31 protein-coding genes and 1 riboswitch are annotated in these 26,617 nt (G+C 69.2%); of the genes, 15 read left to right on the top strand and 16 right to left on the bottom strand.

The window, feature by feature from the left end:
• Positions 1-13 precede the first annotated feature (13 nt).
• The 4 genes from ACFPZ3_RS10995 (at position 14) to ACFPZ3_RS10980 (ending at position 3,773) form a co-directional block, all read left to right on the top strand.
• A complete protein-coding gene (locus tag ACFPZ3_RS10995) occupies positions 14-1,447 on the top strand; it encodes an MDR family MFS transporter (protein WP_379513900.1) in 1,434 nt (477 codons plus the stop codon).
• Between the two features lie 48 nt (positions 1,448-1,495).
• The gene (locus tag ACFPZ3_RS10990; RefSeq protein ID WP_379513899.1) at positions 1,496-1,696 is read left to right on the top strand and encodes a DUF5302 domain-containing protein; all 201 of its coding nucleotides are present in this window, start codon (positions 1,496-1,498) and stop codon (positions 1,694-1,696) included.
• Positions 1,697-1,858: 162 nt separating this feature from the next.
• A riboswitch (cyclic di-AMP (ydaO/yuaA leader) is annotated at positions 1,859-1,995 on the top strand.
• A gap of 186 nt (positions 1,996-2,181) precedes the next feature.
• Positions 2,182-2,889 (top strand): hypothetical protein, encoded by a 708-nt coding sequence (locus ACFPZ3_RS10985; protein WP_379513898.1) that lies wholly within the window; start codon positions 2,182-2,184, stop codon positions 2,887-2,889.
• 38 nt (positions 2,890-2,927) lie between these two features.
• Entirely contained in the window at positions 2,928-3,773 is an 846-nt protein-coding gene (locus ACFPZ3_RS10980; RefSeq protein WP_379513897.1) for an alpha/beta fold hydrolase, read from the top strand.
• Between the two features lie 61 nt (positions 3,774-3,834).
• Here the strand turns inward: ACFPZ3_RS10980 and ACFPZ3_RS10975 are convergent, their stop codons facing one another.
• The 5 genes from ACFPZ3_RS10975 to ACFPZ3_RS10955 form a co-directional block, all read right to left on the bottom strand.
• Positions 3,835-4,206, bottom strand: a complete 372-nt coding sequence (locus tag ACFPZ3_RS10975; protein ID WP_379513896.1) for a hypothetical protein — start codon at positions 4,204-4,206, stop codon at positions 3,835-3,837.
• Between the two features lie 31 nt (positions 4,207-4,237).
• Positions 4,238-4,612, bottom strand: coding sequence for a roadblock/LC7 domain-containing protein (locus ACFPZ3_RS10970; RefSeq protein ID WP_379513895.1), 375 nt, complete (start codon positions 4,610-4,612; stop codon positions 4,238-4,240).
• A gap of 29 nt (positions 4,613-4,641) precedes the next feature.
• Entirely contained in the window at positions 4,642-5,442 is an 801-nt protein-coding gene (locus ACFPZ3_RS10965; RefSeq protein WP_379513894.1) for a hypothetical protein, read from the bottom strand.
• 3 nt (positions 5,443-5,445) lie between these two features.
• The gene (locus ACFPZ3_RS10960) at positions 5,446-5,820 is read right to left on the bottom strand and encodes a roadblock/LC7 domain-containing protein (protein WP_379513893.1); all 375 of its coding nucleotides are present in this window, start codon (positions 5,818-5,820) and stop codon (positions 5,446-5,448) included.
• A gap of 164 nt (positions 5,821-5,984) precedes the next feature.
• On the bottom strand, positions 5,985-7,193 hold the full coding sequence (locus ACFPZ3_RS10955) for a DUF4032 domain-containing protein (protein WP_379513892.1): 1,209 nt from the start codon (positions 7,191-7,193) through the stop codon (positions 5,985-5,987).
• A gap of 22 nt (positions 7,194-7,215) precedes the next feature.
• Between ACFPZ3_RS10955 and ACFPZ3_RS10950 the strand changes: the two genes are divergently transcribed.
• Positions 7,216-8,799, top strand: a complete 1,584-nt coding sequence (locus ACFPZ3_RS10950) for a DUF885 domain-containing protein (RefSeq protein ID WP_379513891.1) — start codon at positions 7,216-7,218, stop codon at positions 8,797-8,799.
• Here the strand turns inward: ACFPZ3_RS10950 and ACFPZ3_RS10945 are convergent.
• Together ACFPZ3_RS10945 and ACFPZ3_RS10940 are read right to left on the bottom strand one after the other, a co-directional pair.
• Positions 8,771-9,403 carry a class II aldolase/adducin family protein gene (locus ACFPZ3_RS10945; protein ID WP_379513890.1) on the bottom strand — a complete coding sequence of 211 codons (633 nt, stop codon included), beginning with the start codon at positions 9,401-9,403 and terminating at the stop codon, positions 8,771-8,773. The genes ACFPZ3_RS10950 and ACFPZ3_RS10945 overlap by 29 nt on opposite strands.
• Entirely contained in the window at positions 9,400-9,993 is a 594-nt protein-coding gene (locus ACFPZ3_RS10940) for a TetR/AcrR family transcriptional regulator (RefSeq protein WP_379513889.1), read from the bottom strand. The genes ACFPZ3_RS10945 and ACFPZ3_RS10940 overlap by 4 nt, the downstream gene beginning before the upstream one ends.
• Before the next feature lie 45 nt (positions 9,994-10,038).
• On the opposite strand from ACFPZ3_RS10940, the gene ACFPZ3_RS10935 reads away from it, so the two are divergent.
• From ACFPZ3_RS10935 to ACFPZ3_RS10905, 7 genes are all read left to right on the top strand, one after another.
• Positions 10,039-10,953 carry a carbohydrate kinase family protein gene (locus ACFPZ3_RS10935; RefSeq protein ID WP_379513888.1) on the top strand — a complete coding sequence of 305 codons (915 nt, stop codon included), beginning with the start codon at positions 10,039-10,041 and terminating at the stop codon, positions 10,951-10,953.
• A gap of 10 nt (positions 10,954-10,963) precedes the next feature.
• A complete protein-coding gene (locus tag ACFPZ3_RS10930; protein ID WP_379513887.1) occupies positions 10,964-12,178 on the top strand; it encodes an aminotransferase class III-fold pyridoxal phosphate-dependent enzyme in 1,215 nt (404 codons plus the stop codon).
• A 148-nt stretch (positions 12,179-12,326) separates the two neighbouring features.
• Positions 12,327-13,772, top strand: coding sequence for an N-acetylglucosamine/diacetylchitobiose ABC transporter substrate-binding protein (ngcE, locus tag ACFPZ3_RS10925; RefSeq protein WP_379513886.1), 1,446 nt, complete (start codon positions 12,327-12,329; stop codon positions 13,770-13,772).
• 3 nt (positions 13,773-13,775) lie between these two features.
• Positions 13,776-14,690 (top strand): carbohydrate ABC transporter permease, encoded by a 915-nt coding sequence (locus tag ACFPZ3_RS10920; protein WP_379513885.1) that lies wholly within the window; start codon positions 13,776-13,778, stop codon positions 14,688-14,690.
• 2 nt (positions 14,691-14,692) lie between these two features.
• Complete coding sequence (locus tag ACFPZ3_RS10915) at positions 14,693-15,547, top strand: carbohydrate ABC transporter permease (protein ID WP_379513884.1); 855 nt, start codon at positions 14,693-14,695, stop codon at positions 15,545-15,547.
• 9 nt (positions 15,548-15,556) lie between these two features.
• Positions 15,557-15,844, top strand: a complete 288-nt coding sequence (locus ACFPZ3_RS10910; protein WP_379513883.1) for a 4a-hydroxytetrahydrobiopterin dehydratase — start codon at positions 15,557-15,559, stop codon at positions 15,842-15,844.
• Positions 15,845-15,918: 74 nt separating this feature from the next.
• Positions 15,919-16,461, top strand: a complete 543-nt coding sequence (locus tag ACFPZ3_RS10905; protein ID WP_379513882.1) for a superoxide dismutase family protein — start codon at positions 15,919-15,921, stop codon at positions 16,459-16,461.
• A 46-nt stretch (positions 16,462-16,507) separates the two neighbouring features.
• Here ACFPZ3_RS10905 and ACFPZ3_RS10900 read toward each other — a convergent pair whose 3' ends face one another.
• Genes ACFPZ3_RS10900 through ACFPZ3_RS10890 form a run of 3 tightly spaced genes read right to left on the bottom strand, consistent with a single transcriptional unit; the run spans position 16,508 to position 18,803 of the window.
• The gene (locus ACFPZ3_RS10900; RefSeq protein WP_379513881.1) at positions 16,508-16,870 is read right to left on the bottom strand and encodes a nuclear transport factor 2-like protein; all 363 of its coding nucleotides are present in this window, start codon (positions 16,868-16,870) and stop codon (positions 16,508-16,510) included.
• Complete coding sequence (locus ACFPZ3_RS10895) at positions 16,867-17,394, bottom strand: MarR family winged helix-turn-helix transcriptional regulator (RefSeq protein WP_379513880.1); 528 nt, start codon at positions 17,392-17,394, stop codon at positions 16,867-16,869. The genes ACFPZ3_RS10900 and ACFPZ3_RS10895 overlap by 4 nt, the downstream gene beginning before the upstream one ends.
• A 53-nt stretch (positions 17,395-17,447) precedes the next feature.
• Entirely contained in the window at positions 17,448-18,803 is a 1,356-nt protein-coding gene (locus ACFPZ3_RS10890) for a serine hydrolase (RefSeq protein ID WP_379513879.1), read from the bottom strand.
• 132 nt (positions 18,804-18,935) lie between these two features.
• Here ACFPZ3_RS10890 and ACFPZ3_RS10885 point away from each other — a divergent pair, with 132 nt between their 5' ends.
• Both ACFPZ3_RS10885 and ACFPZ3_RS10880 read left to right on the top strand, forming a co-directional pair.
• A complete protein-coding gene (locus ACFPZ3_RS10885; RefSeq protein WP_379513878.1) occupies positions 18,936-20,666 on the top strand; it encodes a sensor histidine kinase in 1,731 nt (576 codons plus the stop codon).
• Positions 20,659-21,333 (top strand): response regulator transcription factor, encoded by a 675-nt coding sequence (locus ACFPZ3_RS10880; protein ID WP_379513877.1) that lies wholly within the window; start codon positions 20,659-20,661, stop codon positions 21,331-21,333. Before ACFPZ3_RS10885 ends, ACFPZ3_RS10880 begins: the two co-directional genes overlap by 8 nt.
• Before the next feature lie 90 nt (positions 21,334-21,423).
• Here ACFPZ3_RS10880 and ACFPZ3_RS10875 read toward each other — a convergent pair whose 3' ends face one another.
• The 5 genes from ACFPZ3_RS10875 to ACFPZ3_RS10855 all read right to left on the bottom strand — a co-directional run bounded on the left by ACFPZ3_RS10875 (position 21,424) and on the right by ACFPZ3_RS10855 (position 24,947).
• On the bottom strand, positions 21,424-22,059 hold the full coding sequence (locus ACFPZ3_RS10875; RefSeq protein ID WP_379513876.1) for a GPP34 family phosphoprotein: 636 nt from the start codon (positions 22,057-22,059) through the stop codon (positions 21,424-21,426).
• Positions 22,046-22,285 carry a type II toxin-antitoxin system antitoxin gene (locus ACFPZ3_RS10870; RefSeq protein ID WP_379513875.1) on the bottom strand — a complete coding sequence of 80 codons (240 nt, stop codon included), beginning with the start codon at positions 22,283-22,285 and terminating at the stop codon, positions 22,046-22,048. The genes ACFPZ3_RS10875 and ACFPZ3_RS10870 overlap by 14 nt, the downstream gene beginning before the upstream one ends.
• Positions 22,286-22,290: 5 nt before the next feature.
• Positions 22,291-23,241, bottom strand: a complete 951-nt coding sequence (locus ACFPZ3_RS10865) for an SPFH domain-containing protein (protein ID WP_379513874.1) — start codon at positions 23,239-23,241, stop codon at positions 22,291-22,293.
• 554 nt (positions 23,242-23,795) lie between these two features.
• A complete protein-coding gene (locus ACFPZ3_RS10860) occupies positions 23,796-24,227 on the bottom strand; it encodes a transposase (RefSeq protein ID WP_379513873.1) in 432 nt (143 codons plus the stop codon).
• Between the two features lie 210 nt (positions 24,228-24,437).
• Positions 24,438-24,947: a DUF3841 domain-containing protein gene (locus tag ACFPZ3_RS10855; RefSeq protein ID WP_379513872.1), complete on the bottom strand. Its 510-nt coding sequence runs from the start codon at positions 24,945-24,947 to the stop codon at positions 24,438-24,440.
• A 331-nt stretch (positions 24,948-25,278) separates the two neighbouring features.
• Here ACFPZ3_RS10855 and ACFPZ3_RS10850 point away from each other — a divergent pair, with 331 nt between their 5' ends.
• Positions 25,279-25,446 (top strand): hypothetical protein, encoded by a 168-nt coding sequence (locus tag ACFPZ3_RS10850; protein WP_379513871.1) that lies wholly within the window; start codon positions 25,279-25,281, stop codon positions 25,444-25,446.
• A 239-nt stretch (positions 25,447-25,685) separates the two neighbouring features.
• On the opposite strand, the gene ACFPZ3_RS10845 is transcribed toward ACFPZ3_RS10850, so the two are convergent.
• Positions 25,686-26,507 (bottom strand): spermidine synthase, encoded by an 822-nt coding sequence (locus tag ACFPZ3_RS10845; RefSeq protein ID WP_379513870.1) that lies wholly within the window; start codon positions 26,505-26,507, stop codon positions 25,686-25,688.
• Positions 26,508-26,617: the final 110 nt, after the last annotated feature.

Genomic DNA, 26,617 nt, shown 5'->3' with positions numbered 1-26,617 from the left:
TCAATCTTCACATGTGAAAAATGACGCAAAGCCCAACGGGCTTGTCCTGCTCGCCGCGCTCGGCGGGATGTTCCTGGCGATGCTGGACCAGACGATCGTGGGCACGGCGCTGCCGCGCATCACCGCCGAACTGGGCGGCAGCGCGCTCTACACCTGGGTGGTGACCGCCTACCTGCTCACCTCCACGGTGACCGTGCCGCTCTACGGCAGGCTGTCCGACCAGCACGGCAGGAAGCCGTTGCTGCTCACCGGGATGATCGTGTTCGTGGCGGGCTCGGCGTTGTGCGGGGTGGCGCAGGACATGGTGCAGCTCATCGCCTTCCGCGCCCTTCAGGGGCTGGGCGCGGGCGCGCTGCTGCCGCTGTCACTGGCGCTGGTGATGGAGATGTTCCCGCCGGGGGAGCGAGGCTCCCGGGTGCAGGGGGCGATCGGCGGGGTGATGGGGCTGACGTACCTGGCGGGGCCGTTCCTGGGTGGGTTGTTCACCGACCACGCGAGCTGGCGCTGGGCGTTCTACGTGAACGTGCCGCTCGGCATCGGGCTGATCGCGATCGTCGTGCTGCGGTTGCCGAGGCGACCGGGAGTGGGCGGCGGGCGGCCCGACTACGCGGGCATCGCGGTGTTCACCGTGGCCATCAGCACGTTGCTGCTGGGGTTGACGTCGAAGGGCCTGGACGGCCACACGTGGACCGACGCCGCCGTGGCCGGGCCGATCCTGCTCGCGCTGGTGCTGCTGGCGGTGTTCGTGGTGGTGGAGCGGCGGGCGGACGACCCGATCATGCCGATGGGGCTGTTCGCCAACCGTACGTACACGCTCGTGAACGTGACCTCGTTCTTCACCGCGTTCTGCATGTACGCCGGAGTCGTCTTCCTGCCGCGCTACTTCCAGGAGGCGCTGGGTGTCAGCGCCACCGAGTCGGGGCTGAGGATCTACCCGATGATGCTGGGCATGGTGGTGGGCAGCGTGCTGATGGGCACACTGATGTCCAGGAGCAAGATGTACAAGCCGTGGCTGGTCGCCGCCCCGTTCCTGCTGATCCTGGGCGCGCTGCTGTGCCTCGGCCTGACGGTCGAGACCGGCACGCTGACGCTGGTGTTGTGGATGGTGCCGCTGGGGCTGGGGATGGGCCCGATGATGTCCGGGCTGACGGTGGCCTCGCAGCAGTCCGTCGAGCCGCAGTACATCGGCACGGCCTCGGCGAACCTGACCTTCTTCCGCCAGATCGGCGGCTCCGTGGCGCTGGCCGTCGGCGGCACCCTCTACGGCGCCGAGGCGGGCGTGAGCGGACCGCCCGCCGCGCACGCCTCCGCCGCGGCCGTGGTCATCCCGTCGCTGGGAGTGGCGGGGGCGGTGATCGCCCTGATCGCGCTGGTTGCCATGCCCAACAGGCGACTGGACACACCCCGTGTTTCTCAGAGCAAGATTGAGGCCGGTTTCGCGTCGTAAGCGGCATCATGCGAAGCTGTGATTGTCCCCAACACCATGGAGGTCCTCATGGCGGAAACACCGGAGCCGGAAGTCAGCGAAACTCCCGAGGACGAGATGAAGCGCAAGTTCCGTGAGGCACTGGAGCGCAAGCGCAACCAGGCTGCCGACTCGGGCGCGGGTGGCAGGGGCGGTGACCCATCGAAGATCCACGGGGCGCACGGTCCGGCCGCGAGTAAAAGATCGTTCAGGCGCAAGAGCGGCGGCTGAAGGCTGGAATTCCGAGGGGGTACGGCGTGCCGTGCCCCCTTTCTCTTTGCCGTCGTAGGTAGATCTTCGCCCGATTCGTGGCGAATCGTTTGCGTATGTCCGATTCGGTAGTACAGTAATCGCCATTACCAGCCGGTGACCCAGTCCTTACCCAAGATGGACGACCGGCTGGCGCCGAATCCCGACCCCCCTCGGGAACCGGGGAACCACTTTCTGGGGTGAATCCGGCCGCGTGCCGGTAGGGCAGTCTCCACGCCCGAACCCGTCAGCTAACCCGGTAGGCGTGATGGAGAGGACGTTTCACCCCATGCACCACTGCGTCGTACCCCCAGACAGCGCCGTGCCGGCCGCCGCCTCCTGAGCGGCCCCCTTCACCAAGGCTCGTATTTTGCGCTCCACGTAGCGACGTCAGGTCTCAGCCCCGCTACGCATTCGCCCCCGCGAAGCGCAACCTCCCTGTCCCCTCGCGAAGGGTTTACCTTTTCATGTCTGCCCGTTTTGGCCTGCGTTCCCTCACCCTCCTCACCGCAACCGCCATCGGCACGCTGACCATCGCCGGCCCGGCCGCTCACGCCGCCACCGGCACGGACGAGAAGATCCTGCTCAAGGGCTCCACCACGGCCTCGTACTTCTGGGACGACGCCTCCGGCCGCGCCGGTGACACCGGCCTGCCCGCCAGTGGCAAGCCCATGCAGAAGGGGCTGGCCGCCAGCCCGAGCTGGCCGCTCATGACCGAGGGCTACGTGCTCTACAAGGGCAAGAAGATGCCCTTCTTCGTAGGTGACCGTGGGCCCGGCGATCCGTCCAGCCGCGGTGTGATGCTCGACCTCGACGCCAAGACGTTCGCCGCGCTGACCGGCGGCACCTTCAACTCCGACACGCTGGGCGTGGACGGCAACGGCGGCGAGGGCCACATCGACCTCGACTACGTCATCACCAAGTGGGGCGACGGCGTGGGCAAGAAGAACTACCCGGTCGCCTTCTCCACCGGCGCCTGGTCCGAGCGGGACCGCAACCCGGCCACCCCGCCGTCGGCCGGCGACGAGTCGCAGGGCGGCAAGTCGGTCCCCGCTCCCGGGGGCGAGGAGCCGTCCAACGTCGTGGGCGGCACCCTGGCGGCCGGCGCCCTGGTCGTGGCGGGCGGCGGAGCGGTGCTCGGCAGTTCGTGGATCCGCACGCTGATCAAGCGCTGACTTTACGAAGCCGCGACCAGAATGTCATTCTGGTCGTCGTGACCATCCGCGCAGCCGCGAACGGCATCGACATCGCGTACGAGAGCTTCGGCTCACCCACAGGACGACCCCTGCTCCTCGTCATGGGGCTCGGCGCCCAGCTCATCCAATGGGACGAAGGGTTCTGCCGGCTCCTGGCGGAGCAGGGACACCACGTCGTACGGTTCGACAACCGCGACGCGGGCCTGTCCACGCACTTCCACGACCACGGTGTCCCCGCGATGGGGTCGCCCGCGCCCTACCTCCTGGACGACCTGGCCGACGACACCGCCGGCCTCATGGACGCCCTCGGCTGGCCGGCCGCCCACATCGTGGGGGCCTCGATGGGCGGGATGATCGCCCAGACGCTGGCCATCCGGCATCCCGAGCGGGTGCTGACCCTGACCTCGATCATGTCCACGCCCGGCCCCGCCATCGCCCCGCCCACGCAGGCCGCCTCCGCCGTCCTGATGAGCCGGCCCGCCACGGACCGCGAGGCCGTGCTGGCCCAGGCTGTGCTCACCTGGTCGACCATCGGCTCGCCCGGTTACGAGCTGGACCGGGAGAAGATCGCCGAGAGGGCCGGGCTGGCCTACGACCGCTGCTTCGACCCGGCTGGCACGGCGCGGCAACTGGCCGCCATCTCGGCCTCGGGGGACCGTACGGAACGGCTGGCCGCAGTACGGGTGCCCACGCTGGTCCTGCACGGCGAGGCGGACCCGCTCGTCCCGCTGGCGGGCGGCCGGGCGACGGCGGCGGCCATCCCGGGAGCGCGGCTGGTGACGTACCCGGGGATGGGGCACGACCTGCCGCAGGCGCTGTGGCCCGACTTCGTCGCCGAGATCAGCAAGCTGACCTCCGTCTGACGGGCGGTGGCCCGCGCCGGTGGGCGCGGGCCGCGGTCGTCAGACCTCCAGCTTCTCGTCGTCAGACCTCCAGCTTCTCCTCGATGCCCCGGAGCTGGTGACGGGCCAGTGCCAGGTTGGCGCGCCCGCGGTCGAGCGCGAGGTAGAGGAACAGCCCCTTGCCGCCGCGCCCCGTGATCGGGCGGATGATGTGGTACTGGCCGCCCAGCGTGATCAGGATGTCCTCGATGCTGTCCTTGAGGCCCAGCGAGTCCATCGTGCGGAGCTTGGCCTTGACGACCTCCGTGTTGCCGGCCGCGGCGACCTGCAGGTCCAGGTCCTTGGAGCCGCCGAGCGTGCCCAGCGCCATGCCGCTGCCGTGATCGACGATCGCGGCTCCGATAGCGCCGTCGACGCCCATCATCTCCTTGAGAGAGACGTCCATTCCTGCCATGTTCTTCCTCCCTTTCAGCCTGGGATGGGGTTCAGTGTTTGCGTGCTGCGACGGCGGCCACTCCGGCGGCCGTCTTCCTGCCCTCCAGTCGCAGCAGCCCGACATTCGCGCCGGGTCCGGCCAGGACCGTGAGGACGATGGTGGGGCCGGCGGCGTAGAAGGCCACGAAACCGGCGGTGCCGGAGATGAGCGTCTCCTCGAGCGCCCCCTGACCGGTGATGATCAGCATCCGTCTGCTCATCGCGAGCAGCGCGGCCGACAGCGCCGCGGCCTGCTCGCCCGTCTGCTCCCGCAGATCGCAGGCGATCTGCAGGCCGTCCACCGTGCAGGCGACGCTCCCGCTCACGTCCGGGGTGCGCTCGCGAAGGAGCGTCATCTCCTCCAGCACCTCTTGTCGTAGCTCCACCGGTGGCCTCCTCCTGAGTGAGGGGAACCTCACGACAACTCCTCCAGCGCCTTCTTCAGCCGCATCAGCAGCGCCAGATCGCTCGGATCACCCGTCACGGGCGGCCCCAGCGGCTGGGACGCCGCCCCGGGATCGTGCGGCGGGCTCTGCCCGGCGGCATGCTGGCCCCGCTTGGGCAGCTCAGGAGGTTCGGGCCTGGCGAGCAGGCCCGAGGCCGCCAGTTGCCTGACCGCCAGCAGCACGGGGTACGCGGGCCGCCCTATCTGCTTGGCCAGCTCCAGCGGGGTCGCCTTGTGGTCGGCCCGGACGACGACCTCCCACTGGACCCGGCTCAGCGTCACGCCGTGCCCGGGCAGCCGGGGCAGCGGCCGTACCGGAAGTGTGTCCACCTCGGCCGACGGCCAGATCTGGGCGAGTTGCGCCCGCCGTCGCGCGCACTCCCTGACCAGCCCCGGCACGTCGAAGAACCACTGCCCGCCCAGCCAGTGCCGCTCGCCCGGCCGGAACTTCGGCCGGGCCCCGCTCACCGGCAGCAGGAAGAACGCCGCGTCCAGCACCCCGCCGAGCACCGCGTACTGCAACTCGCCGTGGGTGAGCGGCCCCTCCTTCAGCAGGCGCTCGCAGCCGCCGTCGTCCCGAAGCCTGCGCAGCGCCGTCTCGGTCATCAGGCACCTGACGGCCAGCAGCCGTTCGACGCTGGGAGCCTGGGCGCACTCCATGTACGTCACGCGCCCGTCCGAGAGGAAGATCGTGCCGCTCCTGCCGACCCGGAGCGCACCCGTGGAACGCTCGCGGGCCAGGCCGGCCAGGAGTGTGTCGAGCCTGGTCATGGGTCACGTCGTCAGGGCGCTGGAGATGGCCTGCAGGCGGTACCGGGCCAGGGCGAGATTGGATCGTTCCCTGTCGAGGCGCACGTAGATGACCAGCGGCGCCTCGAACACGGTCTCCAGCAGCCGGAGCAGATGGTGGCCCTTGTCCGTGGTGACGAGCATGTCGTCGATGCGTACGACGTCGCCGGGCAGGGTGCGGGCCAGGCCTTCGATGGTGGCCCGCAGGGTCTCGGTCAGCGCGGCGGCCGACCGGTCGGCGTCCACGCCGGAGGCGTTGCTGAATGCCACCGCCATACCGCTGGTGTGGTCGACCAGCATGGCGTCCAGCGCCCCCGGTATGGACATGACCTCTGCCAGGCAGGTGTCGATTCCGAGCACGGACCCTCCCTCGCCGTCGTGGGACGAGGGAAAGCGTAGGGGTCCGGCATCACGCCTGAATGATCACCAAGCGCCGGCGTGGAGCTTTTATACGGCTACGGGAGAGAAAACCACCACCGTTGCGCATAACTGTACGATTTGCGAATAATCCTCGCAGCTAGCCGCTACTGAGCGGGCTCGTCGGGGAGCAGCGCCCGCTCGTCGGGCTTGTGGACGAGCACGTTGTCCACGTACGACTTCACCGCCGCCGCCACGCCGACATCGGCGCCCTCCTGCTCCGACAGGAACCAGCGGTGGTCGAGGATCTCGTGGAAGAGCTGCGCGGGCTCCAGCTTGCCGCGCAGGTCGGCGGGGATGGCCGCGACGGTCGGCTGGAACACCTCCGCCAGCCACCGGTGGGCCACTATGGCCTCGTCCTCGTGCCGCAGCCCCTTGGCCACCCGGAACCCGTCGAGGTCGTTGAGCAGCCGCCGCGCCTGGTTCTCCTCCACGTCGAGCCCGGTCAGCCGGAGCAGGCGCCGCTGGTGGTGCCCGGCGTCCACGACCTTGGGCCGCACGATCAGCCGCCCGGTGCCGACCTTGCGCCGCACCATCATCTCGGCCACGTCGAAGCCCAGCAGGTTGAGCCGCCTGATGCGCTGCTCCACGCGGTGCCAGTCCACCTCCTCGATGATCTCGCTCTCGTTGATCTCGTTCCACAGGCGGTGGTAGCGGGCCACTATGTCCTCGGCGGTCTCCATGGGGTCGATCGACGGGTGCAGCAGCCCGCCGGCCTCCAGGTCGAGCATCTCGCCGAAGATGTTCATGTGCGCGGTGTCGATGTCGCCCAGCCGCTGGCCCTCGCTGATCATCGGGTGCATCTCGCCGGTCTCGGCGTCCACCAGGTAGGCCGCGAACGCCCCCGCGTCGCGCCGGAACAACGTGTTGGACAGCGAGCAGTCGCCCCAGAAGAAACCGTTCAGGTGCAGCCGCACGAGCAGCACGGCCAGGGCGTCCAGCAGGCGGGTGAGCGTGTCGGGGCGCAGGGTGCCCGACATGACCGCGCGGTAGGGGAGCGAGAACTGCAGGTGCCGGGTGATCAGGGCGGCGTCGAGGTCGTTCTCGCGGCCGGTGACGTACGCCACGGGCTCCACGGAAGGGGCGTCGAGCCTGGCCAGGTCCCACAGGAGCTGATACTCCCGCTTGGCGTAACGCTCGCTGATCTCCTTGATCGCGTACACCTTGCCGGAGAGCCGGGCGAAGCGCACGACGTGCCGCGAGATGCCGCGAGGAAGATCGACCAGATGGTGTTGCGGCCAGTCTTCCAGCGGCACCTCCCAGGGGAGGCGGATCAGGTCAGGGTCGCCTAGCGCGCCAGTGATCTGCAGGGGCATTTGCACAGGATAAGGTGCATTGGTGGACGAGTTTCTCAAGTGGTTCTTTTCCGACCGTCCCGTCGCCGCCGCCTCGCTGGGGGCCGACGGCTACGATCACACCCTCGGCGATTTCACCGCCTCCGGCTGGCTCGCCCGCGAGCGCCAGGAGGTCCTCTGGCTCGAACGCCTGTCGGCCGCCGAGACCCCGTCGCTGGACGACGCGATCGACAGAGATCTCGTCCTGTCGCAGCTCAAGGGCTCGATCGCGCTCGCGTCCTGGCCCGAGTGGCGGCGCGACCCGAGCGTCTACCTCGGGCCGATCTTCAGCTCCATGTACGCGCCCTTCCAGCGCCGGCTCAAGCCCGAGCCCGAGCTGGTGGGCTCCGCCCTGTCCCGCCTGGCCGAGGTGCCCGGCGTGCTGGCGGCCTGCCGCTCGAACCTGGACCCGGAACTGGCCGCCCCGCTGCTGGTCACGCGCGGCCTCGGTCAGGCGCGTACCGGCCGCAACTTCCTGACCCGCACGATCCCGTCCATGGTCAGGAACGAGAGCCTGCGCGCCAAGCTGGCCGAGGCCGCCGAGCCGGCCGCGCGGGCGTTCGACGAACTCGTCACCTTCCTCGAAGCCTTCGAGTGCGGCGGCACCTGGCGGATGGGGGAGCGGCTCTACTCCACGCTGCTGCGCGAGCGCGAACTGCTCGGGTACGGCGCCGCCGAGCTGCACGAGAAGGGCAAGGCCGCCTGGGCGGATCTGGACGCCCGCATGCGCGAGGTGGCGCTCCAGGTCAACGGCACCCAGGACTGGCGGGCCGCCATGGAGTCCCTCATGGACGACCATCCGGCGACCCTGGCCGACATGCGGTCCGAGTACGAGGCGGAGACGCTGCGGGCCCGCGAGTTCGTACGGGACCGGGACCTGGTCACCTTCGCCGAGGGCGAGGAGTGCCAGGTGCTGCCGTCGGCCGAGTACACCCGGCCGGTGCTGTCCGTGGCCCACTACCTGTCGCCGCCGCCGCTCAGCGCCTCGCGGACGGGCATCTTCTTCGTGCCCTACACGCCTGACGACTTCACCCCCGACCAGGTACGCCAGCGCCTGCGCACCAACTCGCGGGCCCAGATGCCCTCCATCGCCGTGCACGAGGCCTATCCCGGGCACCACTGGCATCTGTCGTACATGGCGGGCAATCCGCGCACGGTGCGGAAGGTCTTCAGGACGCCGTACTTCACCGAGGGCTGGGCCCTCTACGTCGAGAAGCTGCTGCACGAGCAGGGCTACTTCGACACCCCCGCCACCGAGCTGGCCCACCTCGACTGCCGGATCTTCCGTGCCGCCAGGATCGTCGTGGACACGGCGCTGCACTGCGAGGACATGTCGGTCGAGGAGGCCGAGACGTTCATGGCCACCAAGGCGTCGTTGTCGCCGGGCACGGCGCAGGGCGAGGTCAACCGGTACTGCGCGTGGCCCACGCAGGCGCCCTCCTACCTCACGGGCGCGATCGAGATCGACCGCATCCGGGAGTCGTTCCAGGGGCCGCTGAAGGAGTTCCACGACCGCATCGCCGGGTCGGGCGGCCTGCCCCTCGGGCTGGCCGAGCAGGTCATCGCCGGGGGAACTCCGGCGGGTTGAGCGAGCGCTCGACCACGGCGGCGAGCTGTTCATCCGTCAAGATGGCCGGCTTGCCGACGCCGAGGCCCCGGACGTACACCTCGCAGAGCCACTCCAGCAGCCGGGTGGCCTCGAACGCCTCCTCCAGGGTCGCCCCGATGGTCACACCGCCGTGGTTGGCCAGCAGGGCGGCCCGCTTGCCCGCCAGGGCGGCGCGCACGTTCGCGGCCAGCTCGGGGGTGCCGTACGTGGCGTACTCGGCCACCTTGACCACCCCGCCGAGCAGCAGCGCGTTGTAGTGCACGGGCGGCAGCTCGGTCATCGTCGTCGCCACCACCGTGCCGAACACCGAGTGCGTGTGCACGATGGCCTGCGCGTCCGTGCTCGCGTAGACGGCCAGGTGCATGGGGGTCTCGCTGGACGGCTGCGTGTCGCCCTCCACCAGGTGACCCGTCACGTCCACGATCGGGCACGTCTCCGGGGTCAGCCGGTCGAGTGCGACGCCCGACGGCGTGACGGCGACCAGGTCACCCTGGCGCACGCTGAGGTTGCCCGAGGTGCCGATGACCAGGCCGAGTTCGACGGCGCGGCGGCCGTACTCGCACAACTGCTCGCGAAGGCTCATATATGTGCAATGTAGCCCATAGTTCGGAGCATGATCCGTTCGGCGTCCGCGCGGGTCAGGCGGCCGGGGTAGAGCAGCAGGTGCACGCTGAGGCCGTCGACCAGGGCGAGCAGGTGCTCGGTGAGGTCGTCCAGATCGTCGTCCGTGCTCAGCTCGCCGGCCGCGCGGGCCTGGCCGAGCAGGTCGCGTACGGCGGCGCGCAGCTCCGCCGCCTCCGCCCGCTGCACCTCGGCCAGCCGCTCCGAGGCCAGGCTGCGGCTCCAGAAGCTCACCTCCAGCCGCGTCTCCTGGGCACGCTCGGCGTCCAGCGGCAGGTTGTCCAGCAGCAGCTCACGCAGCGCGGCCAGCCCTCGCCTGGTTTCGACCTTGGCGGTCAGCCTGGCACGGATGCGCTCGTGCGACTCGCGCAGCGCGGACAGCAGGATCTCGTCCTTGTCGCCGAAGTAGTGGGCGAGCACCCCGTTCGAGTAACCCGCCTCCTTGGCGATGGCGCGCGAGGTGGCGGCCTCGATGCCGTCCCTGACGATCACCCGGCGGGCGGCCGCCATGACCTCCTGCCGGCGCTCCTCGTGATCGACGATCTTCGGCATCGACCCTCCATTGACTTTTTATTCGGACGTCTGTCTATTTAGACTATGACCGTCGTCACCGTCGGCGTCCACATCGTCGACATTCTCGCCAGGCCCGTCGAGCACATCCCCGAGGGCCAGGACACCGTGCTGGTCGACCAGATCCGCCTCACCGCCGCCGGCGCCGCCGCGGGCACGGCGGTGGACCTGGTCAAGCTGGGCAACGACGTGGTCACCATGGGCGCGGTCGGCGATGACGAGCTGGCCGACTTCCTGCTGATGGTGCTGGCCAAGCGGGGCGTGGACGTGTCGCGGCTGGTGCGCAGGGCGGGGGAGCGCACGTCGGCCTCGATCCTGCCCATCAGGCCCGACGGCGGGCGGCCCAGCTTCCACGTGCCCGGGGCGAACCTCACCGTGACCTACGCCGACCTGGACCCCGACGTGCTGCGCTCGGCGCGGGCGATCCACCTGGGCGGGATGGACGTCACCTTCGGCCTCGGCGACCCCGCCTTCTTCGCCCTCCTGGACTCCGTGCGGTCCTCCGGCACCCTCGTCACGATGGACCTCCTCTCGGAGATGCCCGACCTGCTGGGGATGGCCAGGGCGTTCCTCCCCCACGTGGACTACGTGCTGCCGAACGAGTCTCAGGCCCTGCTCATGACCGGCCTGACGGACGTCGAGGCCGCCGCCCGCGCCCTGCTCGCCGACGGGCCGCGGGGCGTGCTGGTCACCCTGGGGGCGTCGGGCAGCCTCGTCGTGACGGCGGACGGGGCAGAGCGTGTGCCGGCCTTGAAGACGGAGGTGTCCGACACCACGGGCTGCGGCGACGCGTACTGCGCCGGCTTTCTCACCGGCCTCCTCCACGATCGGGACGTCCTTACGGCGGCCCGCTGGGGCACGGCCGCCGCCGCCCGCGTCGCCACCGGCCTCGGCTCCGACGCCGGCCTGACCGACCTCGACTCCACTCTCGCCCTCCTCTAAGGATCCCTCCATGACCGACGCAGATCTCCGCCGGCGGGCCTCGAAGGTCGTTCCCGGCAGCATGTACGGCCACCTCAACGCCGCCCTCTTCGCCCCCGGCTTCCCGCAGTTCTTCGAGCGAGGCGAAGGCTGCCGCCAGTGGGACGTGGACGGCCGCGAGTACATCGACTTCATGTGCAGCTGGGGCCCTGTCGTGCTCGGGCACCACCACGCTCGCGTGGAGGCGGCCGCCGCCCGCCAGGCCGCGCTCGGCGACTGCCTCAACGGGCCCGGTGCGATCATGGTCGAGCTGGCCGAACTGCTGGTGGACACCGTGCCGAGCGCGGACTGGGCGATGTTCTCCAAGAACGGCACCGACGCCACCACCCAGGCCCTCATGGTCGCCAGGGCCGCGACCGGGCGGACGAAGGTGCTGATGGCGCACGGGGCCTACCACGGGGCGGACCCCTGGTGCACGCCGTCCCTGTCGGGCACGACGCCGAACGAGCGGGCCGACCTGGTGGAGTTCACCTACAACTCCCTGGAGTCCCTGGAGGCCGCCGCGGCGACCGTCGAGGGCGACGTGGCCGCGATCATCGTCACCCCCTTCCGCCACGACTCCTTCGAGGACCAGGAGCTGGTGGAGCCCGCCTTCGCGCGCGGCGCCCGTGCCCTGGCGGACCGGCTCGGGGCCGCGCTGGTGATCGACGACGTGCGGGCCGGGTTCCGGATCGACCTGCGGGGGTCGTGGGAGCCGTACGGCGTGCGCCCCGACCTGACGGCCTGGTCGAAGGCCATGGCCAACGGCTACCCGATCGCCGCCGTAACCGGCGTCGACGCGCTGCGCGGGCCCGCGCAGACGTTGTACTCGACCGGTTCGTTCTGGTTCTCCGCCGTCGCGATGGCGGCGGCCAAGGCCACCATCGAGACGCTGCGCGACACCGACGGCATCGCGATCATGGAACGCGCGGGCACTCAGCTTCGGGAAGGGCTTTACACGCAGGCCAAGGCGCACGGGTTCGTGGTCAACCAGACGGGCCCGGTGACGATCCCGTGGCTCAGCTTCGACGGGGACGCCGACCTGTCGGTGGCCATGTGGTGGAGCGACGCCTGCCTGCGGCACGGGGTCTACCTGCACCCGTGGCACAACTGGTTCCTCTCGGCCGCCCACACGGAGGCCGACGTGGCGGCTGCCCTGGAGCGCACGGACCAGGCCTTCGCCGAAACCCGCACCCACTTGGGCTGACCGGTGGAAGAGCTGACGCTCCTGCCGTGATGTCGGCGGGGGCGTCACGGCAAGGTCACGTCTCGATTGCGCCCCCTTGACGGGCATCGGAGGGCGTTCATACGTTGCGGGCAAACGTTTAGGAAACTTTCCTAATCCAGGAGCCGCCATGACCCACCCGGGCGAGATCACCAGGCGTCAACTGCTACGCCGGATCGGCATGACCGCGTTCGTCGCCGGCCCCGGCGCGGGCCTGCTGAGCGCCTGCGCCACCGCCGGAACGGGGGGCGAGCCCACGGCCGCCCCCGCCACCTCCATCCCGGCCTCCGCGAACCCGAAGAACCCGTTCGGCGTGGATGCCAAGAAGCCGCTCGAAGTGGTCATCTTCAGCGGCGGATACAGCGACGCGTACGCCAAGGACCTGCACGAGGAGCTCTACAAGAAGGCCTATCCCGGCGTCACCGTGAAGCACAACGCCACCCAGCAGATCGGCACCCAGCTCCGCCCGCGCTTCGTCGCCGGCGACCCGCCCGACGTGCTCAACAACTCGGGCCCCGACTCGATGGACCTGGCCGCGCTGGCCGCCGAGGGGCATCTGGCCGACCTGGCCCCGCTGTTCGACGCGCCCTCGGTCGACGACCCGGCCAAGAAGGTGCGCGACACCGTCACGCCGGCCGTCCTGGAGAACGCCAAGGTCACCGGCAAGGACCTGGTGCTCAACTACACGGTGTCGCACCGCGCGCTCTGGTACAACGCCAAGCTGTTCGAGACCAAGCAGTGGACGGTGCCGGCGACCTGGGAGGAGTTCCTGGCGCTCGGCGAGAAGGCGAAGGCGGAGGGCATCCTGCTGTTCGCCTATCCCGGGCAGAAGGGGCCGTACTACCAGCTCTGGAACGTCCTCTACACCGCCGCGAAGATCGGCGGTAACCAGGTCATCATCGACATCGACAACCTGGTCGACAACGCCTGGAACGCCGAGCCGATGAAGCGGGCCGTCACCGTGTGGGTGGACGTCCAGACGAAATATGGCGACAAAGCCTACTTCGGCCTCGACCACACGCAGACCCAGGTCAAGCAGCTGCAGAACAAACTGCTCTTCTACCCCGTCGGCTCCTGGGTCGAGAACGAGATGGTCAAGGACAAGCCGGCGGACTTCGACTACGCCATCGCCCCCATCCCCGAGGTCACCGGCTCCGACAAGATGCCGTACGGCGCCATTCAGGTGGGCGTCGGCGAGAACTTCGTGGTCGCCGCCAAGGGCAAGAACCCGCAGGGCGGCCTCGAATACCTGCGCCTCATGCTCTCCAAGGAAGGCGCGCGGGGCTTCACCGAGAAAACGCAGAACCTCACGGTCGTGAACGGCGCCGCCGAGGGCGTGAACCTGCCCGCCGGCCTCGTGAGCGCCGCCAAGGCCCAGGACAAGGCCGGCCAGAACATCATCACCGAGGCGCGTTTCGAGGGCTGGTACAAAGAGCTCTTCGACTACGGCACCGAACAGATCAACGTCGTCATGGCCGGCCGCATCACCCCGGAGAAGTTCTGCGCCAACATGCAGAAGAAGGCCGACGACGTCAAGAACGACGACTCGGTCACCAAGCAGACGCGGAGCCGGTAACGCATGCAGCGGTTGCGCAAGTACGGATTCGTCGCCGGGTTTCTCGCCGTTCCCCTCGTGCTCTACTCGGTCTTCGTCATCAGCCCGTACGTCCAGGCGTTCCAGCTTTCGCTGACGAGCTGGAACGGATACAGCTCGATCGTCCGGTACGTGGGGCTGGACAATTTCGGCCGGTTGCTCGACGACGAGGTGTTCTGGCGGGCCCTGCGTAATCACGGAATCCTGCTGCTCGTGCTGCCGCTGGTGACGATCGTCATCGCGCTCTTCCTCGCCTTCCTGCTGAATCTCGGTGGGGGCGCGCGGGGCGCCGGAATGCGCGGGATCTGGGGGTCGAATTTCTACCGGGTGGTGTTCTTCTTCCCCCAGGTCCTGGCCGTGGCCGTGGTCGGGGTGTTGTTCCAGGCCGTTTACCGGCCCGACGAGGACGGCGTCATCAACGGGCTGCTGGGCCGGTTCGGGATCGAGCCCGTCGGCTGGCTCACCGAGCCGGGCCTGGCCCTCTGGTCCATCCTCGCGGTCATGGTCTGGCAGGCGGTCGGCTTCTACGTGGTGCTGTTCTCGGCGGGCATGGCCGCCATTCCCAAGGACTATTTCGAGGCGGCGGCGCTCGACGGGGCGAACCGCGTCCGGCTGTTCTTCTCCATCACGCTGCCGCTGCTGCGCGACACCCTCCAGGTCGGCTGGATCTATCTGGGCGTCGCGGCCTTCGACGGGTTCGCGCTGATCCAGGTGCTGGCGGGGGACAAGGGCGAGCCCGACGGGGCCACGACCATTCTGCCGATCACCATTTACAAGACGGCCTTCTCCTACCAGAAGGTCGGGTACGCGTCCGCGATGGGCGTGGCGCTGTTCTTCCTCACCGTGACCTTCGCGGTGCTGACCTTGCGGACCACCAGGCGTGAGAGGGTTGAGCTGTAGTCATGGCCTCGCGTGAAACGGGCCGGCCGCGGCCCGGCGTCCTCAGCGGGCTGTCGCATGTGGCGCTGGCCGTGTGGGCGCTGCTGATCATCGCGCCGCTGTTGTGGACCTTTCTGGCCTCGTTCAAGAACAACACCGAGATCTTCGGCGACCCGCTGCAACTGCCGGGGGCGCTGCGGCTGGACGCGTGGGGCCGGGCGTGGGACAAGGCGCATATCGGCCTCTACATGTTCAACACCGTCATCGTGGTCTTCTTCGGCACGGCGGGCACGATGGTGTTCGGGTCGATGGCGGCGTACGTGCTGGCGCGTTACCGGTTCTTCGGCAACAGGCTGATCTACTACTACTTCGTGGCCGGGCTGGCCTTCCCGGTCTTCCTGGCGCTCGGGCCGCTGTTCTTCGTGGTCAAGCAGGTGGGCCTGCTGAACTCCCACGTCGGCCTCGTCCTGGTCTACATCGCGTACTCGCTGCCGTTCACGGTGTTCTTCTTAGCAGCATTTTTCCGGACACTGCCGGAGGCGATCGCCGAGGCCGCCCAGATCGACGGCGCTTCACACACCCGCACGTTCTTCCAGATCATGGTCCCCATGGCCCGCCCCGGCCTGATCAGCATCACGATCTTCAATGTGCTCGGCCAGTGGAACCAGTATCTGCTGCCCCTCGTCCTCCTGGCCGGCGACCCGGACAAATGGGTGCTCACCCAGGGCATCGCCAGAATCTCCACGCTGGCCGGATATGAGGCGGACTGGCCGGGACTGTTCGCGGCCCTGTCCATCACCATCCTCCCGGTCATGATCGTCTACATCATCTTCCAACGCCAGATCCAGTCAGGGCTCGGGACGGGGGCCCTGAAGTAACGTGGTGCCATGGATGTCGAGAGCAGGCTCAACGACCTGCCGCAATGGCGGCGCGAGGGCGACGAGATCAGGCGCACGGTCACCGCGCCCGACTTCCCCACCGCCATCCGCATCGTGGACGAGATCGCGGTCAAGGCGGAGGAGCTCAACCACCATCCCGACATCGACATCCGCTGGCGCAAGCTCCATCTGGCCCTGACCACCCATGACCAGGGCAGGCTCACCGAGGCCGACTTCACGCTGGCCGCCATCATCGATGACATCGCGGCGCGACATCGCGGCAATGACCGTACGTAGCAGGCCGATCACTCGTTAGAGTGGGTGCCCTCTCGGAGCCCTCATGCCGGAGGAGCTCGAATCATGGGGGTCTCATGCGCGTGCCCGCTTTCCTGTTCATCCTGTTCGCCGTGGCCTCCTGCGCGGGCCCGCCCGCCCCGGTCCAGAACGCCAAGGTCTCGCCGGAGGAGACGATCAACCTGTCCTCCGCCGGCGAGTTCACCAACGACGACGCCGCGGACATCGCCTACGACCGCAAGCTCGTCCCCAAGGGCTCCCAGGCCAGCGTCACCGTCGAGTCCACCGGCGGCCAGACGCGGACCTCGCTCGTCGTGGAGGGCCTGCGGCCCGAGCGCGCCTACGGCGCCCACCTGCACGCCAAGCCCTGCGGCAAGAAGCCCGACGACTCGGGCCCGCACTACCAGCATCACCCCGGCCAGATCGACCCGACCAGCGAGGTCTGGCTCGACTTCACCACCAACGCCGAGGGCGCGGCCCGCTCCAGTGCCCGCAACGAGTGGGGCCTGGAACGTGCCAAGATCCCCGGCTCGCTGGTCATCCACGCCCAGGCCACCAAGACCTCGGGGCCGCAGGTGGGCACCGCCGGGGCCCGCGTCGCCTGCCTCACCCTGAAGTAGCCCGCCGCCGCGGCGGCCGGGAAGGAACCGGCCGCCGCGCCACGGGTCACCTGATCACGGGCGCCATCGGCTGCCACGGGGCCGCGTCGAAGATCAGCATGATCGTGCTGATCCTCCCGTCGCGCAGCCGGAAATGTTCGGCCGTACGCTGCACGCCGGCCGGGGTCGCCGTGTGCACGTCGTACACGAGGGTCGCCTCCGACTCGCCGTACAGCTCGCTGATCATCTCCACCTCCGTCACCACCCGCAGGAACCCCTCCAGCCCCGCCAGATGCCCGGCCGGGTCGGCGGAGGTGATGAACGGACTGCGGAACGAGAACGACTCCCCGGACACCATCGCCACGGCCCCGGCCACGTCCCCGCGGTAACGCGCGTCGTGATAGCCGCGCACGACCTGCCTGGCGCTCATCGGCCGATCACCTCGCTCAGCCGCTCCTGGTTGACCGCCAGTCGCAGGCACAGGTGCCGCAACAGGCCCAGCTCCTCGTCCGTGAACCCCTGGAAGATCGCCGCCATGGCGAGCTGCGACGGCTTCCTGAACGCCTCGATCCAGCCCTGCCCCGTGGGCGTGATCAGCGCCCGCACCGAGCGCCGGTCCTTCGGGTCGGGCGCCCGCCGCACGAGCCCCTCCCGCTCAAGCGTGTCGACCAGCCCCGTGACGTTCCTGGAGCTCACGCCCGCCGCCTCGGCCAGCTCACCTATGCTCGCGCCGTCATCCCCGGCCGAGCTCAGCCGCAGCAGCAGATCCATCGCCCCTGAACTGAGCCCGCGGCCCTCGCTGCCGTGGGAGCGCATGCGCTCGACGGCCTGGAACGCGGTCCGCACGGCGGCCCCCGCCTCGAACGCCAGTGTGTCCGCGCCGCCGGTGAACTCTTTCATGGCCGCCCTGGCGCGAGGATCGAAGAGCAGCCCATCGGTCTCATCAAGTTCCATCTTCATAATGAGGCAGTACTTTATTACCTACTTCCGTAAATCGGCAAGCGATCTCAGGAATCCTTGGCGAGGGTGAAGCCGCCGCGGGTCAGGGCGAGTTGCTCCACTGCCGTCTGGTCTCCGAGCAGCGCCTTCGGGTTGGTGGCCAGCGTGGTCACCACGTACGTCTTCCCCTTCGACGTACGCCCGAGGAAGCCCAGGTCCGACACCCCGGGCTCCGACCCGCCCTTGTACCAGACGGCCGGCCACCGCGCCTTGTCCAGCCCGAGGCCGGCGTCGTTGATCGACATGATCTCCCCGATGCGCCGGTCGCCCAGCTTCACCAGGCCCGCGTAGGCGCGGCAGGTGTCGGACGGGGAGGCGAACCACTCGATCGTGTCCAGCTCGCGAGGGCTCGAATACGGCTGGATCTTCGACAGCGGGACCTTGTCCACCACCTTCTCCAGGTAGGCACGCTGCTTGGAGGTGCTCAGCGACACGTACTTCTTGACGTGGGCCGGATAGTCCACACCCTTGAGCACGAACAGCGCCCGCGTCGTCAGCAGTGGCTCGTTGCGCTTGTCGCGCAGGCCCCAGGACCGCATCGTGCGCTCGACCGCCTTGCGGCCCACCTTGTGGACCAGCAGGTCGGTGGCCGTGTTGTCGCTGATGGAGATCATCAGCTTGGCGGCCTCCAGGACCGACACCTTGCTGCCGTCGGGGCGTTCCTGGAGCCCGCCGGACCCCAGGCTCCTCCTGCCGGGCGTGATCGTGAGCTGGGTGTCCCAGCCGAACGCGCCGCTCCTGACGCTCGAGACCACCGCGCCCAGCACGTACAGCTTGAACATGGACCCGAGCGGGCGCGCCTCGTCGGCGGCGACCCCGTGCACGGGGCGGCACTTGCCGGAATCGGTCAGTTCGGCCGCCAGGAAGCCCGACTCCGGGGCGACGGCGCGTACCCGTTTGTCCACCTCGGCCCAGCTCGTGGGGGTCGGCGCCGGCTTGAGCGGCTCGGCGAAGCGCAGGCCGTTCATCAGGCCGGTGGCGTCCACGTCGATCACCATGTCGAACGGCGTGGTGCCCACCGTGATCCGGGCCACGAGGTGGGTGTCCTGAGCGGCCAGGATCTTCTCCAGCGTCATCGCCTTGACGCTCACCAGGGTCTGGTTGAGCTGCGCGGGCGGAACGGCCTTGAGGAAGTCGGCGGTGAAGTGCCCGGCCAGTTCGTTGTCCGGGATCGGCGCGCGGGGGGCCGCGTCGAGCAGCCAGGTAGCCTGGCGGCCTGCCGGGGTGTCGGGGATGTCGACGGTCGCGGTCATCGGGGCCGCCGCCGTGGCCTGGACGGGAGCGGGCCCGCTCACGCAGGCCGTCATGGCGATGGCCGCCGCTGCCGCGGCGAGGATCCGGACGGGTTTGGACGGAGTATTCATGATCCAAGCCAACCCGGGCACCGGGATCGGGACCACCAAGCGGGCCGCCGTTTCCGCCGGTGAGGGTAGCCGTAGGAAATATGCGGATAACCTCATAGACGCTCTTACGAACGCTCGTCACGATGGGTCCCTATGAGTTCCAGGCTGCCGGCCGCCTCGCTGGCGCTGATCGCGGCCGGCGGCGTCGTGGCCGGTGTGGTCCTGGCGAGCGGCTGGCCACCCCCGGCGTCGGAGTGGGCGTACGCCGTCATCGCCCTGATCCTGCCCGCGCTGGGCTGGTTGCTGGCCGCCCGGCGTCCGGAGCTCGGCTTCGGCTGGCTGCTCCTGGCCGACGCTCTGTGTTTCGGACTCGGCACGCTGGGCGTGGGACTGTCCGCCCACGGCCTCCGCGTGACCGCCCTCTCCTCCATGTCCGCCGTGTTCCTCGGCCTCACCTGGATCTTCGTACCCCTGCTGTTCCCCGACGGGCGGCTGCCCTCGCCCCGGTGGCGGATCGTGGCGTGGATCTCCGGCATCGCGATCGCCCTGCACGCCGTCGGGGTCTTGCTGACCGCCGTCGACATCTACGAGCCGCTGCAGGAACAGCTCATGTCCGTGAGCCTGGCCGTGCTGTTGCTGTCCGGAGGAGGGCAGTTCGTCACGTGGATCATGGCGCTGATCGTGTTCTGCGGGCTCGTGCTCCGCTGGCGGCGCAGCGAGGGGGGCGAGCGACGGCAGTACGCCTGGATGATCGGAGGCATGACCGCGACGGTGGCGGGCGGGGCGCTGGTGTCGTTCTTCAACTTCGGCGGGGCACAGAACTGGCTGGTCGGGCTGCTGGGCGCCCTGACGCTGGTCGGGGCACTGCCGGCCGCGATCGCGGTGGCGGTCGTCCGGCACCGCCTGCTCGACGTGCGGATCGGCATCCGGGGGTCGCGCCTGCTGATGATGTTCGACCTGCGGCCGACGGCGGGCGAGGTGCTGACCGGCCTCGGCACGGCGCTGGAGGACACCTCGGAGCCGGTGGAGCAGCTCGGCCGGCTGGCCGCGGCGGTGCGCGACGGACTGGACGTCAGGTGGGCCGCCGTCACGCTCGCCGACGGCACACGCGTGGTCGCGGGCCAGGAGGAGGGCGAGGCGGTCCTGGAGCTGCCGGTACGCGGCGGCCTCGGCCGCATCGAGTGCGGACCCAGGGACACCAGCCCGCTGACCCGGGTGGACCGGCACCTCCTGGAGGCCCTGGCCGTGCCCGCCGGCCTGGCCATCCAGAGTGCCGGCCTGGTGACCCGCCTGGTCAACGCCCAGGAGGCCGAACGCCGCCGCATCGAGCGCAACATCCACGACGGCGTACAGCAGCAGCTCGTCGCCCTCATCGCCGGCCTCGAACTGGCCAGAGCCACGGGCGCGGGCCCCGACATGCTCACCCACCTGCGCGAACAGGCCCGCCAGACCCTCACCGACCTGCGTGAGCTGGCCGCCGGCATCCACCCTTCCTCGCTCAGCCAGGGCGGCCTGGTGGAGGCCGTGGAGGAGCGCTGCTCCCGCCTGCCCGTGCGCACGACGGTGACCTCGCCCCCGCCGCTGCGCGCCAGGCGTTTCGCCGACGAGGTGGAGGGCGCCATGTACTTCACCGTGAGCGAGGCCGTGGCCAACGCGCTCAAGCACGCGGGGGCGGGCAGCATAGACGTACGCCTTTCGCAGGAGGACGGCCGGCTGCGCGCCACGGTCGCCGACGACGGGAAGGGCTTCGACCCTGGGGCGATCGCCCGCAGAGGGCTGGCGACGCTCGCCGACCGGCTCGACGCGCTCGGCGGCGGCCTGACGGTGGACAGCGCACAGGGGAAGGGGACACGGGTGAACGCGTGGGTGCCGGTCGATGGGTGAGCTGATCCGCACGGTGGTGGCCGACGACCATTACCTGGTACGCGAGGGCACCCGGCAGTTGCTGGAGATGTCGGGCGAGGTGCGGGTCGTGGGCGCGGTGGGCGACGCCGACGAACTGCTCGACGCCGTACGCCGCCTCGGTCCCGACGTCGTGATCACCGACATCCGGATGCCGGGAGGGGAGTGGCGGCAGGGCTTCGAGGGCATCGACGCGGCCCATCGCATCCGCTCCGCCCATCCGGAGGTCGGGGTGGTGGTGTTGTCGCAGTTCGCGGACACGTTGTTCGCGTTCGAGCTGTTCAAGCACGGCACGGAGGGTTTCGCGTACCTGCTCAAGGACCGGGTGGGGGATCTGGACGAACTGCTCGGGGCGATCAGAGCGGTGGCGTCAGGCGGCTCGGTGATCGACCCGAAGGTCGTCGAGGGCCTGCTGGCCAGGCGTGACGTACGGGGTCAGCAGGAGGCGCTGACCGCCCGCGAGCGGGACGTGCTGCGCGAGATGGCCCACGGCCGGTCGAACTCGGCCATCGCCCGCGCCCTGCATCTGTCGATCTCGTCGGTGGAGAAGAACGTCAACGCCATCTTCACCAAGCTCGGCCTGGAGAACAGCGGTGACGTGCATCGGCGGGTGGCGGCGGTCCTCGCCTACCTCGGCCCCGACGCGTAGGCCAGGCGGCGCAGCAGGATCTCCGCCGGCCCGGCTCCTCGGCTGACTCGGTCAAGATCATCTCTATCGCTGAGGCCTGCTGAGTTGGGGTCAGCCGCTCGCCGCCGCGCTCTTCGCCGACTGCACGGCTTTGCGCAGTGCGGTGGCCACGGGCTCGATGGGCGCGGAAAGCTGCTCGATCCTGTCCCGGCGCTGATAGGTCTCCCAACGGGCGGGCAGGACCGTCTGGGCCGCCGCGGCCAGTGCCGCCAGGACGCGGGCGTCCAGCTCCAGGCGGCTGACGGGCTGTCCGCCGCGGATGGCCCGGCCGACGCGCTCGGCCAGTTTGCGCGTCAAGTATGCCTTGCGCGGCTTGATTCGATCTACATGGAAAATCAGGACCCGCCGCCGCTCCACCCGGATTACCTGAGCCGCCGCCAGCTCGTCGCGTACGAGCCGGATGGCCTTGCCCTGGTCCTTGCGGATCCACCGCTGCCAGGAACGCGGTGGCGAGTTCGAGATCTGCTCCCAGACGATCGCCGGCAACGACCCGGGCTCGGCGCCGGCCGGGGCGGACACGGCTCGCGCCTTGCCGGACTCGTCCGCCAGGTTGCCCGCCAGCAGCAGCTCGGTCAGGGCCGCCGCGCGGAGCAGGTATCCGAGCTCGCTCCGGTTGGCCAGCCGCTCTTTCCGCAGGTCGATGGCCAGCAGGAAGGCTGACCGCGTCAGCGACTCATCCTGCTTCACTGGCATCTCCATCCTCGTGTCCCTCCTCGTCGTCCGGGGTTTTTCTCGGTCTTCCGCGGGGGCGGATCCGCCCTACCCCATCGGGCAGGCGGCCGGCCTCGGAGAGCGCCCTGCGCAGCAGGAACTCGATCTGGGAGTTCGTACTGCGCAGATCGTCTGACGCCCACCTGGCCAGCGCGTCGTGGACCACCGGGTCGAGCCGCAGAAGGATCTTTTTCCGTTCCACGGTGGTTACTGGTAGAGGGTGCCGGTGTTGACGACCGGCTGGGTGTCGCGGTCGCCGACCAGTACCACGAGCAGGTTGCTCACCATGGCCGCCTTGCGCTCCTCGTCCAGCTCGACCACGTTGTGCTCGGCGAGCTTCTCCAGCGCCATCTCGACCATGCCGACCGCGCCCTCGACGATCCGCTGCCGGGCCGCCACGACCGCGCCGGCCTGCTGGCGGCGCAGCATCGCGTGGGCGATCTCGGGTGCGTACGCCAGGTGGATGATGCGGGACTCGATGACCTTCACCCCCGCGGAGGCCACCCTGATCCCGATCTCCGCGGACAGCCGCTCGTTGATCTCGTCGGCGTTGTCCCGCAGCGACAACCTCGGCTCCCCGTGGGCGTCGTACGGGTAGATGCCGGCGATGTGCCGCACGGCCGTCTCCGCCTGGATGGCCACGAACTCCAGGAAGTCGTCCACCTCGAAGACCGCCTGCGCGGTGTCCTGCACCTGCCAGACCACCACGGTCGCGATCTGGATGGGGTTGCCGTCCGCGTCGTTGACCTTGGTCACGTCGGTTTCGTGGTTGCGGATCCTCGTGGAGACCCGGCGGCGTTCGGTGATCGGGTTGACCCACTGGAAGCCGGGGGTGCGCAGGGTGCCGACGTACCGGCCGAGAAGTTGCACCACCCGCGCCTCGCCCGGCGCCACCGCGGTGAGGCCGAAGTACGTGTAGGACCCGATGATGATCATCAGGACGCTCGCGATGACCAGCCAGAACCCGCCCTGCCCGGCCCCCGAGGCGAGCATGACGATCCCCGTGGCCAGCAGCCCGGCCCCGATCAGGGTCAGCGCCGTCGCCACCCCCAGCATCATGAACCCGTTGGCCGCCCGCATCGGCCGCTCGCTGGTGTGCGGGGCGGGCATGTCCACGACGGTGCCCTCAAGCGCGACCCCGCCCGATGTGTTCGCCATCGTCGGTCTCCCTTCTTGATGTGACTTCATCTTGCTAGCAAAGTGATATCACTTTTTCCGCGCTCGCGAAAGGTGTCATCTCGAGCGGGTGTTACGGTGAACGCAGCTTCGGGGGCGGCGGCACCTCACCGCGCCGCTGATCGGGGCACCTTCGACCGCCCAGAGAGTGTGGACGGTCATCACTTCGGCGGCCGGGCCGACCACGCTCGCCGGCGGATTCACCCTGCTGCGCCGCCGGCGAGAGCGGACGACGTGATCTGGGGAATCACTTCCCGGGGATGATCTTCACCGACCGACGCGATGGACCTGCTGCTATTTATCCTCGTGGCGAAGAAGCTGGAAGCTCAGCGCAAGGCTCGCGCCTGTAGGCCCGCCCCTGTAGGCCTGCGCCTGTTCTCCTTCGCCGCACCGAAGCCGGTCGTGGGGCACCGTTACGCTTGGGCGGCCGCGTATGAGCCATGTGCTGACCCGCCGGCGCGTTCCTGAGCCAGGCGGCACCCGCTTCCGGGTGGGCGCGTCGGTGTCGACGTACGCGCGCCGGGGATCGTGAGAACCTAGAGCCTTCTCGGCCTGACCACATCGCCCAGGAGGGCCTGGAGGCTCGCGAGTACGGCTGCGTCCCTTTGCTGGGGGAGAAGCGGCGTGGTGTGCGTGGCGCCGGGCCCGGGCTGATGCGTGCGGGGGAAGCCGAGGTCCGCCGGAGCCGCTCTGCCCACCCGGTCGCCGTTGCCCGCGTCGGCCTGCAGGGCGATGGTGAGGCGTTGCCAGGTGCCGTCGGCCAGCCAGCGGCGGTGGCGTTTGTAGAGGGTGACCCAGCAGCCGTACCTCTCGGGGAGGTGGCGCCAGCGCACTCCGGTGCGGGCTTGGTGAAGCAGACCGTTGATCACCGTACGGTCGTCGGTCGATCGGTCGTCACGGTCGCCGTTCGTGGGGAGCAGCGGCGCCAGTCGTTCCCACTCGGCGTTCGTCAGATCATCACGACGCATGCGCTCATCGTGACAAGGTAATGACTGTGTGTCAGCGGATCAAAGAAAGATCTTCATGCGAGATCTCAGGCCGGCCTGCCGGCCGAGCCAACCGGCCGACGGAGCTCCTGCTCGGAGGGCGATCCGAGTTCGGCCGGGCTTGAGCAGGGACAGGCCCGGCCAATGTTTGTGACGGCAGGCTCATCGGGCGACTCGATGTCCGGCGCACGGTCAGGAGCTGATTCCGTCTTCCTCCTCTTCCGGCTTGAACGGTTCCAACGGACGGACGCCGAGCACCCATCCGGTGGCGACACGCGGAAGGCACACCTGCACCCCGTTGAGCTCCTCTTGGCCGATCGACCAATCCATGTGCGGCGACTCCGCGCCCATGATGATCGCTTCCAGGAAATCGTTCCAGCGCCCGTACGAGCTGATCAGGGCGGTCTCGTCCGGCACGTCCAGGTCGAGCACCACATAGCGGGCGTACTCCTCCGGTGTCTCCGGGCAGAGCAACATTTCCGCCGTTATCGCCACGTTGTTGTCGCGGGTATCCGGCCCTTCCCACGCCCACACCGGCGGCCGGCCCCCGCAGTCGAGACCACGGCGTGCCATTTCCGCCACCATCTCCTCGTAGCAGGCCCGGTAGTCTCCGACCAGGATCCGGGCCCAGTCCCCGACCAGTTCGCCGGCGTCCTCCAGCGACTCGAGAACCGCTCGATGCTGGACCGTCCACAAACGCACCGGGCAATTGTGCCAGCACCGGGACAGAACGATCTACGCAATTATCCGGGAGCGATGCTGTCCGCACGCGTCCCGGGCCGTTGCCACTCAAATAGTCACTCAGCCAGACGGTGGTGGCAGCCTGGAGAGGGCGGGTCGAGCACTCCAGCAGAGGACCGCACACGGAGTCCCATGAATCACGCACGGAGGCCTTTCTGCGAAGAAGTCGTTCACACGGCAGAACGCCCACGTACCCTCCGGCAGAACGCCCACGTACCCTCCGGCAGAACGCCCACGTACCCTCCGGCAGAACGCCCACCAAAGGGCTCTGTCTGCGATAACCTGCGGGATCGTGACGCAGACTTCTCTGTACCCGCGCCGCGCCCAGGCCATGACGCGCGAAGCACTGGCGGACACCCGCGTGGTCGTCGTGAACGGTGCCCGGCAAGTCGGCAAGAGCACGCTGGCAGGCCTGATCGTCAACCAGGCGGACAACGAGGTCCGCTCGGGGCGGGCATAGATGGTCAAGCCGGTAGTCGGCCCACGGGTGGGTGCTGGGCGAGCGCAGCGAGCGTGGGTTTCGGGCGGGCATACGGGGCCCACCGTGTAAACGGCCCACGGGTGGGCTGGTTTTGGGAAGGACGTCCGAGCGATGAGCGAGGTCCTTGCTTTTGGGGGGTCGAAGGGGCGCAGCCCCTGGGAGGCAGGGCCCGAGTTGTCGCATGGCGCGAAAGCGCCCCCAATGCGAGGACCTTGCTGTTAGCCGAAGACGGCAGGGGGTGGGACGGGGGCCAGGACTGGGTCGCCGTCTTTGATGGGGGCCGCTCCGGCGATGAAGTTCGTCAGCGCCTCCCCGTACACGCACCGTGCCTGGGTCAGTCCGCCGGCCGCGCGTCTGGTCAGCAGGTCCACCGGCAGTTCTGTTCGTGAGGCGGCCACGATCAGGTTGCCGAAGCGGCGGCCTCGCATGATACCGGGCTCGGCCAGCAGGGCCACGTGGCGGAAGGTGCCGGTGACGGTGGCCAGCAGGCGTTTGGCGAAGGCGAGGCCCTTGCCGTCGGCCATGTTGATCAGCAGGGTGCCGTCGGGGCGGAGGATGCGCGCTATGTCCCCCATGTACTCGGCCGTCGCCAGTTCCACCGGCATCGTGGCTCCGGTGAACGCGTCCAGGACCACCAGGTCGGCTGTTTCGTCCCACACTTTGGTCGTGCCCTCGCGGCCTCCGGCGAGGATGACCTTGAGGCGGGGGACCGAGCGCAGGCCGAGCTGCTCGCGTACCAGATTGACCAGCAGCCCGTCGGGCTCGATGACGATGTGGCGGGAGCCGGTGCGGGTGGCGGCGACGTAGCGGGGGATCGTGCAGGCGCCTCCGCCCACGTGTACGCAGCTCAGCGGCCCATCTGGCAAAAGGTCGATCACATCCGCCATGAGTCGTACATACTCAAATTCCAGAAATGTCGGGTCCTGTAGATCTACATACGACTGAGGTACGCCATCCTTGGACAGCACCCAGCCGTCCTGCCTGTCCAGGTCCCGGAGAAGCTCGATCTCGCCGAACGTCACCGGGTAAAGGCCAGGCATCGGCTCTCGCTGTCCACGTCCCACGTCTGATCCCCTCCTGGGAGAAACCGTATGCGACGACGAAGGTGGATTGTGCTCGTTATCGCGGTTGTCGCGGTAGTTGGGGCGGG

This window comes from Nonomuraea insulae, assembly GCF_042656245.1.
The sequence above is the reverse complement of the archived record's forward strand: the minus strand, read 5'-3'. Positions and strand labels throughout refer to the sequence as shown.

Coding starts and splice junctions, on each gene's coding strand:
- ACFPZ3_RS10990 (WP_379513899.1), top strand. CDS start 1,496: ATGGCGGAAACACCGGAGCCGGAAGTCAGCGAAACTCCCGAGGACGAG.
- ACFPZ3_RS10985 (WP_379513898.1), top strand. CDS start 2,182: ATGTCTGCCCGTTTTGGCCTGCGTTCCCTCACCCTCCTCACCGCAACC.
- ACFPZ3_RS10975 (WP_379513896.1), bottom strand. CDS start 4,206: ATGGCAGGAATGGACGTCTCTCTCAAGGAGATGATGGGCGTCGACGGC.
- ACFPZ3_RS10965 (WP_379513894.1), bottom strand. CDS start 5,442: ATGACCAGGCTCGACACACTCCTGGCCGGCCTGGCCCGCGAGCGTTCC.
- ACFPZ3_RS10955 (WP_379513892.1), bottom strand. CDS start 7,193: ATGCCCCTGCAGATCACTGGCGCGCTAGGCGACCCTGACCTGATCCGC.
- ACFPZ3_RS10945 (WP_379513890.1), bottom strand. CDS start 9,403: ATGAGCCTTCGCGAGCAGTTGTGCGAGTACGGCCGCCGCGCCGTCGAA.
- ACFPZ3_RS10940 (WP_379513889.1), bottom strand. CDS start 9,993: ATGCCGAAGATCGTCGATCACGAGGAGCGCCGGCAGGAGGTCATGGCG.
- ACFPZ3_RS10935 (WP_379513888.1), top strand. CDS start 10,039: ATGACCGTCGTCACCGTCGGCGTCCACATCGTCGACATTCTCGCCAGG.
- ACFPZ3_RS10930 (WP_379513887.1), top strand. CDS start 10,964: ATGACCGACGCAGATCTCCGCCGGCGGGCCTCGAAGGTCGTTCCCGGC.
- ngcE (WP_379513886.1), top strand. CDS start 12,327: ATGACCCACCCGGGCGAGATCACCAGGCGTCAACTGCTACGCCGGATC.
- ACFPZ3_RS10920 (WP_379513885.1), top strand. CDS start 13,776: ATGCAGCGGTTGCGCAAGTACGGATTCGTCGCCGGGTTTCTCGCCGTT.
- ACFPZ3_RS10915 (WP_379513884.1), top strand. CDS start 14,693: ATGGCCTCGCGTGAAACGGGCCGGCCGCGGCCCGGCGTCCTCAGCGGG.
- ACFPZ3_RS10910 (WP_379513883.1), top strand. CDS start 15,557: ATGGATGTCGAGAGCAGGCTCAACGACCTGCCGCAATGGCGGCGCGAG.
- ACFPZ3_RS10905 (WP_379513882.1), top strand. CDS start 15,919: ATGCGCGTGCCCGCTTTCCTGTTCATCCTGTTCGCCGTGGCCTCCTGC.
- ACFPZ3_RS10900 (WP_379513881.1), bottom strand. CDS start 16,870: ATGAGCGCCAGGCAGGTCGTGCGCGGCTATCACGACGCGCGTTACCGC.
- ACFPZ3_RS10895 (WP_379513880.1), bottom strand. CDS start 17,394: ATGGAACTTGATGAGACCGATGGGCTGCTCTTCGATCCTCGCGCCAGG.
- ACFPZ3_RS10890 (WP_379513879.1), bottom strand. CDS start 18,803: ATGAATACTCCGTCCAAACCCGTCCGGATCCTCGCCGCGGCAGCGGCG.
- ACFPZ3_RS10885 (WP_379513878.1), top strand. CDS start 18,936: ATGAGTTCCAGGCTGCCGGCCGCCTCGCTGGCGCTGATCGCGGCCGGC.
- ACFPZ3_RS10880 (WP_379513877.1), top strand. CDS start 20,659: ATGGGTGAGCTGATCCGCACGGTGGTGGCCGACGACCATTACCTGGTA.
- ACFPZ3_RS10865 (WP_379513874.1), bottom strand. CDS start 23,241: ATGGCGAACACATCGGGCGGGGTCGCGCTTGAGGGCACCGTCGTGGAC.
- ACFPZ3_RS10860 (WP_379513873.1), bottom strand. CDS start 24,227: ATGCGTCGTGATGATCTGACGAACGCCGAGTGGGAACGACTGGCGCCG.
- ACFPZ3_RS10845 (WP_379513870.1), bottom strand. CDS start 26,507: ATGCCTGGCCTTTACCCGGTGACGTTCGGCGAGATCGAGCTTCTCCGG.